This is a genomic window from Mesorhizobium sp. M7A.F.Ca.MR.362.00.0.0, from assembly GCF_004023175.1.
In the GTDB taxonomy this organism is placed as follows: domain Bacteria; phylum Pseudomonadota; class Alphaproteobacteria; order Rhizobiales; family Rhizobiaceae; genus Mesorhizobium.
The window spans coordinates 10614-19155 of record NZ_RZTF01000079.1 but is presented as its reverse complement, the minus strand read 5'-3'; the positions used below and the strand labels follow the sequence as shown (position 1 = coordinate 19155).

The following is an 8542-nucleotide window of genomic DNA, read 5'->3' as shown; positions in this document are numbered from 1 at the left end:
GGCCGGTGTAGTCGTCGGCGGCCTGGCGGTCCTTGTCGTCGCCGGAACGGTGGGCAATATCGGACTTGATCGCCGTCCACAGCGCCAGCGCGCGGCCGGCCTCGTTGAAGGCTTTCATGGTCATCAGGCTGCGGCGGATGTCGGGATGGACGATGATCGGGTCGGCCTTCTTGTCCGGCGCCTTCGGCCCCGACAATGAGCGGCCCTGCAAACGGTCCTTGGCGTAGGACACGGCGTTCTGGTAAGCGATCTCCGACAGCGAAAGCCCCTGCAGGCCCACACCAAGGCGCGCCTCGTTCATCATCGTGAACATCGCCTTCAGGCCGCCATTGGCCTCGCCGAGCAGCGTGCCCTCAGCCTCGTCATAGTTCATGACGCAGGTCGAATTGCCATGGATGCCCATCTTCTCCTCGATCGAGCCGCAGGAGACGGTGTTCCTGGTGCCCGGATTGCCCGATGCGTCGAGCTTGAGCTTCGGCACGATGAACAGAGAGATGCCCTTGACGCCTTCCGGCGCACCCTCGATGCGGGCCAGTACCAGATGGACGATGTTGTCCGACATGTCGTGTTCGCCGGCCGAGATGAAGATCTTCTGGCCTGAAATTTTATAGGTGCCATCGCCGTTCGGCACCGCCTTGGTCCGCAACAGGCCCAGATCCGTGCCGCAATGCGGCTCGGTCAGGTTCATGGTGCCGGTCCAGGCACCCTCGATCATCCTCGGCAACCATGTTGACTTCTGCTCGTCGGTGCCGTGGGTGATGATCGCGGCGATCGCGCCTTGCGTCAGGCCCGGATACATCATCAAGGACATATTGGCCGAGACCATATATTCGGCGACGGCGGTATGCACGGCATAGGGCAGGCCCTGGCCGCCGAACTCGACTGGTGCGGCCAACCCCATCCAGCCGCCTTCGCGATACTGGTCGAACGCCTCCTTGAAGCCTTTCGGCGTGGTCACCGAGCCATCGTCGTGACGCACACAGCCTTCCATGTCGCCGACACGGTTCAGCGGATGCATGACGTTTTCGGCGAGCTTGGCGCCTTCGGCCAGGATCGCCTCGAGCACATCGGGCGTGGCGTCGGCAAATCCGGGAAGGTTCGAATAACGCTGATAACCCAGAACCTCGTTGAGCACGAACAGCGTATCCTGGACCGGAGCCCTGTATGTCGGCATGCTTTTTCTCCACCCTGCAAACCCGGTCCGAATGCCCCGAAGACAAGCCAAGGGCGGATGCGGACCCATATTTAGGAGCGGGATAGCAAAAATTGACGTTTGCGTAAACGTCAATTTTTTCGATGCGACAAGATTCCCCGCCCACTGGAGCAATGAGCGTAGCGGCGCGACGTTGCGCAAGCCAGCGGCGAAAGGCCATGAGAGTGGGCCAGGACAACGAAAAGCCGCGTGGCAGGCCACGCGGCTCGACAGAACTCAGACAATCAGCAGACGACTTGGTCTGCCGCAAATCCGAACGGATTTGTTTTAGCTGGCGGCGCTCGCCTGTGGCGCCGAACGCTCGCTCAGCATCTGGCGCACCGCCGACATCGAGCCGCTCAGCTCGTTGATGGCGTCGTCGATCAGCGCCCTTTGCTTCTGCAGGCGGGCAAGCTGCTTTTCCGATTTGTCCAGCGCGAGCTTGAGCTGCTTGGTGTTTGAACCGGTCGGATCGTAGAGATCCATCATCTGCTTGACGTCACGCAGCGAGAACCCGACCTTGCGGCCGAGCAGGATCAGCTTTAGGCGGGCCTTGTCGCGGCGCGTGTAGAGACGGGTCGACCCGTCACGCTGCGGGTTGAGCAGGCCTTTGTCTTCGTAGAAACGCAGCGTGCGCAGCGTCACTCCATATTTCTTCGCCATCTCGCCGATGCGGACGAGGTCCTCGCCGGCTTCGGCAGATATATTGGTATTGGCCGCGGTCTCGCCGGCCGAGATAAGCTTCATGGTCACTGGCTTTCCCCGTCTGGTGGCGTCGCGGTCTCGGACCGTGCGTCGCCTGACTGGAAGCGGGGGCCTGCTTCCAGTCGTGGTTTCAACAAACAAATCGCAAACATGCGCTCAATGCGCCTTTTACGTTTACGTCAATTCTATACCGATTGCCGCATGATGACGCAAGGGCGTTCTGCGCGCCGCCCTTTATGCCGCACCGTCAGGCCGGCAGCCGGCATCCTTTCAATTTCTTAAATTTGGTTAACGCGTTGTTTACCACGTTGGGGGAAATGTGGGCGCGTCGGCTACCCGTGTTTATCCTGTATCGAATTTTTCACGGTTTTTCGGAGCGCGGGCGAGAGCCCGGGAAGCTCGTCTTCCGCCGCGGCATCGCCGCCGGTCGCCTTCGTTCCGATAGGGACCTGGGGGAACTGGCCGCGAGCCAGCCATTCTGAAAGACGGACGCACCGATGAACAGCAAGCGGTCCTATCTCGACACACTCAATGCCGGCAGGCAGCGCAGGCCGCAGACCACGCTCGAGCAGTTGAACCAGTCGCTGGAGACACTGGAGCAGCGGCTGGAGCGGACGCGCGAGGATCCGGTGGCACGTCCCGAACTCCGCCAACCCGATCCACGCCAATATGGCGCCGATGCGCGCTATCCCGCGGCCCGGCCCGCTGGCCAGCAGCGCTGGTACGAGGACCCGCAGCCCGCGTCGCGACCGAAAAGCCCGATTCAGGGAGCCGCCGCTTTCGAGCAGAACTACCAGGCCATTGCCCGCGACATTGATCGCGTGCGCGGCCAGGAGGACGGCGTTGCCATGGTCGGCAAGATCGCCGGCGAATTGCGCGGCATGCGCGAGGAATTGCGCCACCAGATGACCGCAGGCCTGCAGCGGGAATTCGAAGCGCTGCGCAAGGACATCGAGCGGGCTTTCCAGTCAGGGGCAAGGCCCGGTGCTTCGGCCAAGGGCAGTGCTGAACTCGGCCTTGAGTTCGAGCGGCTTTCGGGCGCCATCCAGACACTGGCCGAGAAGAGCGACGACAGAAGCGTCAACATGCTGCGGCTCGAACTCGAACAGGTCAAAGCCGCACTCGAAACGCTGGCACGCGAAGAGAGCGTGCAGAAGGTCGACCGCCGCTGGGACGATTTCGATCGCCGGTGGACGGCGTTCGAAGACCGCGTCGACGCCGACCAGCGCAAGCGCTCGGACGACCCGGGCCTGTCTGCTCTGACCGCCCGGCTGGAACAGATCAGCAATGCCGTCAACAATTTGCCGGAATCGTTGTCGCTGCGCTCGCTGGAGGAGAAGGTGCGCACGCTTGCCGGTGCTGTCGACCATTTCGCCAGCCAGCAGGACAATCGCGGCAGCGACACGCTTGGCATGATCGACGAGCGGCTGGACGAGATTTCCCGCGCCATCGTCGCATCCACGGTCGCCGCGCAAGCCAATTCATTCGACCACGAGGCTTTCGAGCGCATCGAGAGGCGGATCGACTCACTTGCCAGCCAGATCGAGGAAGTGGCGCAGGATCGTCCGGGCAACGCGGTCATGGACCGGTTGAGCACGCTGTCGGGCCGGGTTGACGAACTCGCCGGCCGCGCCAATCTGCCGGAGCAGGCGATGGAGCGCCTGGCCAAGCAGATTGCACTCATCGCTGACAAGATCGACCAGGCACCAGCCATGCCTGACGCCGACTACATCTTCCATGGGCTGGAGCAGCGCTTCGACGTGCTGTCGAGCATGATGGAACGCCGCCAGGGTGACGCCATCGAACAGGGCAACATGCTGTTCCGCGATCTCGAACGCAGGCTGGATGAGGTTGCCGACAGGCTGGACCAGCGCATGCCGCAGATCGACAGCGCCGGCATCATGGACGCCATCGATGCCCGCTTTACGGCGCTCGCCAAGCGTATGGAAACGCGTGTACCCGATCCCGCGGGCGAAGCCGCAATCCGCGGCCTGGAGAGCCGGCTCGAAGACATTTCAAGCCGGCTGGATGCGTCGGCCGCGCAGGTGGCCGGCATCGATCCGGCGCTGATCCGCAGCCTGGAAGCACAGGTTGCTGGCCTGTCCGCCCATCTTTCCAGGCCCAGCACCCCGCTGCCGGAATTCGAGGACATCAGCCCGCGTCTCAACGAAATTGAAAAGTCGCTCGCAGGAACCCGCGATTCCATCCTTGGCGCAGCGCGCGAAGCCGCCGAGAACGCGGTGCAATCACTTGCCGGTTCGAGCGCCAATACGACCGCTGTTTCCGGCCTCGCCCAGGATTTGAAGACGCTTGAAACCCTGACGCGGCGCTCCGACGAGCGCAATTCGAGAACGTTCGAGGCCATCCACGACACGTTGCTCAAGATCGTCGACCGGCTGGGCTCGCTCGAACCCGGCGAGCCGGTCGAGGCGATGAGCGAATTGCTGGACGCGGCACCGGTCGAGCCGAGCAACTGGCGCGGCGCGCGGCGACCCAAGATGGCCGTGGACGCGCCATCGATGGATATCGATCAGCCCCTGCCATTGACTGGGGACTTGGCCGATCTCGATGGCCGTGCCGCCGCCATCCTGCGCAACGAGCCGGGTGCTCGTAGCGATCTGGGCGGCCTGGGTATGGGAACGCGCACGCCGGCCGAAGCCGCAGCGGCTGCGGCCATGGCTGCTCTCGGCTCCGACACAATTGTCGAGAAGAACGAACAGGCGGGCGGCCGCAGGTCGATGTTCGGCGGACTGGCCCGCGCCTTCAAGGGCAAGAAGGAGGCGGACATCCCGCCACTGGCCGGCTCGGCGCCGAGTGCCCCGATCCCGAGCGTCGATCTCGACGAACCGCTCGATCCGAAAATGGCCAACCGGCCGCTGGAGCCCGGTTCCGGCGCACCTGACCTCAACGCCATCATGAAGCGCGTGCGCGACGAGCGCGGCCAGCCGGCCAAGCCCAGCGACACCGACGCCGCGAAGTCGGATTTCATCGCCGCTGCCCGGCGCGCGGCCCAGGCCGCGGCCGCCGAGGCCGATGCGCTGAAGCGCCAGTCGACGGTGACCGGACCGGTGAAGGCACTGCGGATCGGCGACCTGCTCAAGGCACGGCGCAAGCCGATCCTGATGGGGACAACCGCGATCCTGCTGGCGCTGGGCGCCCTGCAACTGGGCAAGGCCTTCTTCGCCGATCCCGCCCAGGTGGCGAGCAACGATGTCGCGCCGATCGTCGCCTCGCAGCCGGTGCAGACCGCCTCGCTCGATGCCGCCGGCCAACCTAAGATGGACGCGCAGCCCGCGGCAGTGGAAAGTGCGCCTGACCACACCGTCAGGCAGGCCGAGCCGTCCGCACCGGCAACCAAGGACGACATGGCCGCGCAAAGCATGATTGCCACGCCGCCAGGCGCTGAGCCGCCGATGGATGCCGCGCCGGCCGCAGAGCCGGTTCCCGCGCCCGTCGCCTCGGTTACATCGGCTGATGCGAACCAAGCGGTGTCCGGGGAGACAGCCTCGGCTGCGCCGGCCTCGACCGTTCCGGTCGCCGCGGAAGCCGCCGACACCGACGCTCAGCCTATGGCGACTGAGCCGACCGCCGCTAAGGACACCACGGGCGCGGTTCCGCCAGCGGACGCTTCGCCGGCGACGACGGCAAAGTTCGACATTCCCGCTGACGCCGGCCCTGCCGCCTTGCGTGATGCCGCCGCCAGCGGCGACGCCAAGGCGCTGTTCGAAATCGGCTCGCGCTATGCCGAGTCACGCGGCGTCAAGGAAGACATGGCGGCAGCCGCCAAATGGTACGAGGAATCGGCGGAACTCGGCTTCGCGCCGGCCGAATACCGCATCGGAAACTTCTACGAAAAGGGCATCGGCGTCGCGCGCGACATCAAGAAGGCGAAGACCTGGTACCAGCTTTCCGCAGCACAGGGCAACGCCAGCGGCATGCACAATCTGGCCGTCCTGTTCGCCATGGCGGCAGACGGCGTGACCGACAATGAATCGGCCGCGCACTGGTTCCAGGCAGCGGCCGATGTCGGCGTCAAGGACAGCCAGTTCAATCTCGGCATCCTCGCCGCCAAGGGCGTCGGCATGAAGCAGAACCTCGAGGAATCCTACAAATGGTTCGCGCTCGTCGCCAAGACCGGCGACAAGGATGCCGCTGCCAAGCGTGACGAGATCGCCAATGCGCTGCGGCCCGAGCAGCTCGAACGCGCCCGCGCCGCGACTGAGCTGTGGAAGGCCAAGCCGCTGGATGCAGCGGCCAATTCGGCCGACATTCCCGAGTCCTGGCAGGACGGCGCGCCGCAGACGACAGCCAGCATCGACATGAAGAAGGCCGTCCAGAACATCCAGCGTATTCTCAACAAGAACGGCTACGACGCCGGCGGCGCCGACGGCAAGATGGGCCAGAAGACGAAGACCGCGATCATGGCTTTCCAGACCGACAACAAGATGCCGGCGACCGGCGAAGTCGATGAAAAACTGGTCAAGGCACTGCTGGCGCGCAAATAACGGCAGAGGCGTCGTTTCCACGACGCCCTTGCCACACATTCGCCTGTTAACTGATTGAGATGTTTTTTGTTTCGGTGGCGTAGCGCGGTTTGACTTCGCAGCACCTCCGGCGCAAGAACGAATTGGCTTGTCGGGCCAAGATGCCCGCAACGGTTGCATTCGCCGACAGGCAGAACTGATCGAGACTGACGGGTGGGCATCTATCTCCCGATCGCGGAAATTTCCGTCAATATCTTCGTCCTGCTGGCCATGGGCGCGGCGGTGGGTTTCCTGTCGGGCATGTTCGGCGTCGGCGGTGGCTTCCTCATCACGCCGCTGCTGATCTTCTACAACATACCCCCGGCGATCGCGGTCGCCACGGGCGCCAACCAGGTCATCGCCTCCTCCGTCTCCGGCGTCCTTTCGCACATGAAGCGAGGGACGCTCGACTTCAAGCTCGGCGGGGTGTTGCTGGCCGGCGGCATTGTCGGTTCCACCGGCGGCATCTTCGTCTTCGCCTTCCTGCGCCGCCTCGGCCAGCTCGACCTGTTCATCTCGCTGCTCTACGTCGTGCTGCTCGGCACCGTCGGCGGGCTGATGCTGGTCGAAAGCGTCAATGCGCTGCGCGCCACGCGCAGCGGTGCGGCGCCGGTGCTGAAGAAATCCGGTCAGCACAACTGGATCCACCGCTTGCCGCTGAAGATGCGCTTCAGGGCCTCAAAACTGTTCGTCAGCGTCATCCCCGTCCTTGGACTTGGCGCCGGCATCGGCTTCCTGTCGTCGATCATGGGCGTCGGCGGCGGCTTCATCATGGTGCCGGCACTGATCTATCTGCTGAAAGTGCCGACCAACGTCGTCATCGGCACCTCGCTGTTCCAGATCATCTTCACCTCCGCCTATACGACGCTGGTCCACGCCACCACCAACCAGACGGTCGACGTCGTGCTGGCCTTCCTGCTGATGGCGGGCGGCGTCGCCGGTGCGCAGTACGGCGCCAAGGCAGGCCAGCGGCTGCGCGGCGAGCAACTCAGGGCCTTGCTCGCGCTGCTGGTGCTGGCGGTGGCGATACGATTGGCGATCGATCTTTTCGTCACCCCGCCCAACCTCTATTCGCTGTCTGCCGCGGGCCTCAACTGATGAGAGCTCGCAACACATTCGCAACCGCCATTGTCCTGTCGCTGATTGCGGCCGCCGCGCCGGCGAAGGCGCAGGTCCCGCTGACCGAAGGCATCCAGATCGGTCTCTCCACCGATAATGTCTCGATCACCGCCGGCTTTTCCGGGGCCGACCTGACCATTTTCGGTTCGCTGGAAAACCCGGATCCACTTGTCGCGCGCCAAGGCCGTTACGACGTCATCGTCGTGCTCGAAGGTCCGCCCAAACCGGTGGTGGTGCGCCGCAAGGACCGGGTGCTAGGCGTCTGGGTCAATCTGGATTCCGAGACCTTCGAGAACGTGCCGGTCTCCTATTCGGTGGCGACGACGCGACCGCTGCAGGACATCACTGAACCCAACAGCTACAAGCAGCTGTCGCTCGGCGCCTCCAACCTCTACATGCAGCCCGCCGATGCCGGCGACAGCCCGGCGACGATCGAGGAATTCACGGCCGCACTGCGGGAGCGCAAGTCGGCGACCGGCCTCTACAGCGAGAATGTCGGCGGCGTGCAATTCCTGTCGCAGAACCTGTTCCGCGCCACAGTGAGGCTGGCGCCAAATGTGCCAGTTGGAACCCATAAAGCCCGCGCGTTCCTGTTCAAGAGCGGCCTGTTCATCAAGGAAAGCTCGGCCCAGCTCGAAATCCGCAAATCCGGTTTCGAACAGTCGATCTTCCGTGTCGCCCACAATTATTCCTTCCTCTACGGCGTCTTCGCGATATCGCTGGCCATGCTGACAGGCTGGCTCGGAAGGCTGATCTTCCGGCGGGATTAATGCATGTCGCCCAAAAGTGGCCCCGGTTTTGGGAGAAAGACATGCATCGAATCAAGAGCTGAAGTGCGTCGCGTGAATCCGCTCAAACGCGACGCACTTCAGAACTTTCCCCGAAAAGTGGTTTCCCTTTGCCGGGGCATGCGGTAGACCGCGCTCCCCAGCCAAATGGCAGACACAAACAATTCGGTTCGGCAGCGCAGCCCGTCCCCGGGCAGCGCGCGATTTCTCGGCGC

At 63.9% G+C, this 8542-nt stretch carries 5 protein-coding genes; 3 read left to right on the top strand and 2 right to left on the bottom strand.

What is annotated here, in order from left to right:
* Both EOC06_RS42440 and EOC06_RS13080 read right to left on the bottom strand, forming a co-directional pair.
* Nucleotides 1–1174 (bottom strand): acyl-CoA dehydrogenase family protein (locus tag EOC06_RS42440; protein ID WP_245469554.1); only part of this gene is annotated, 1174 nt, incomplete at its 3' end.
* Nucleotides 1175–1480: 306 nt separating this feature from the next.
* Nucleotides 1481–1939: a MerR family DNA-binding transcriptional regulator gene (locus tag EOC06_RS13080; RefSeq protein WP_127811260.1), complete on the bottom strand. Its 459-nt coding sequence runs from the start codon at nucleotides 1937–1939 to the stop codon at nucleotides 1481–1483.
* Nucleotides 1940–2394: 455 nt separating this feature from the next.
* Here EOC06_RS13080 and EOC06_RS13075 point away from each other — a divergent pair, with 455 nt between their 5' ends.
* The 3 genes from EOC06_RS13075 to EOC06_RS13065 all read left to right on the top strand — a co-directional run bounded on the left by EOC06_RS13075 (nucleotide 2395) and on the right by EOC06_RS13065 (nucleotide 8309).
* Entirely contained in the window at nucleotides 2395–6402 is a 4008-nt protein-coding gene (locus tag EOC06_RS13075; protein WP_128307954.1) for a peptidoglycan-binding protein, read from the top strand.
* A 192-nt stretch (nucleotides 6403–6594) separates the two neighbouring features.
* Nucleotides 6595–7518: a sulfite exporter TauE/SafE family protein gene (locus EOC06_RS13070; RefSeq protein WP_027039532.1), complete on the top strand. Its 924-nt coding sequence runs from the start codon at nucleotides 6595–6597 to the stop codon at nucleotides 7516–7518.
* Nucleotides 7518–8309 (top strand): TIGR02186 family protein, encoded by a 792-nt coding sequence (locus EOC06_RS13065; RefSeq protein ID WP_128287804.1) that lies wholly within the window; start codon nucleotides 7518–7520, stop codon nucleotides 8307–8309. Before EOC06_RS13070 ends, EOC06_RS13065 begins: the two co-directional genes overlap by 1 nt.
* The last annotated feature ends 233 nt before the right edge of the window (nucleotides 8310–8542 follow it).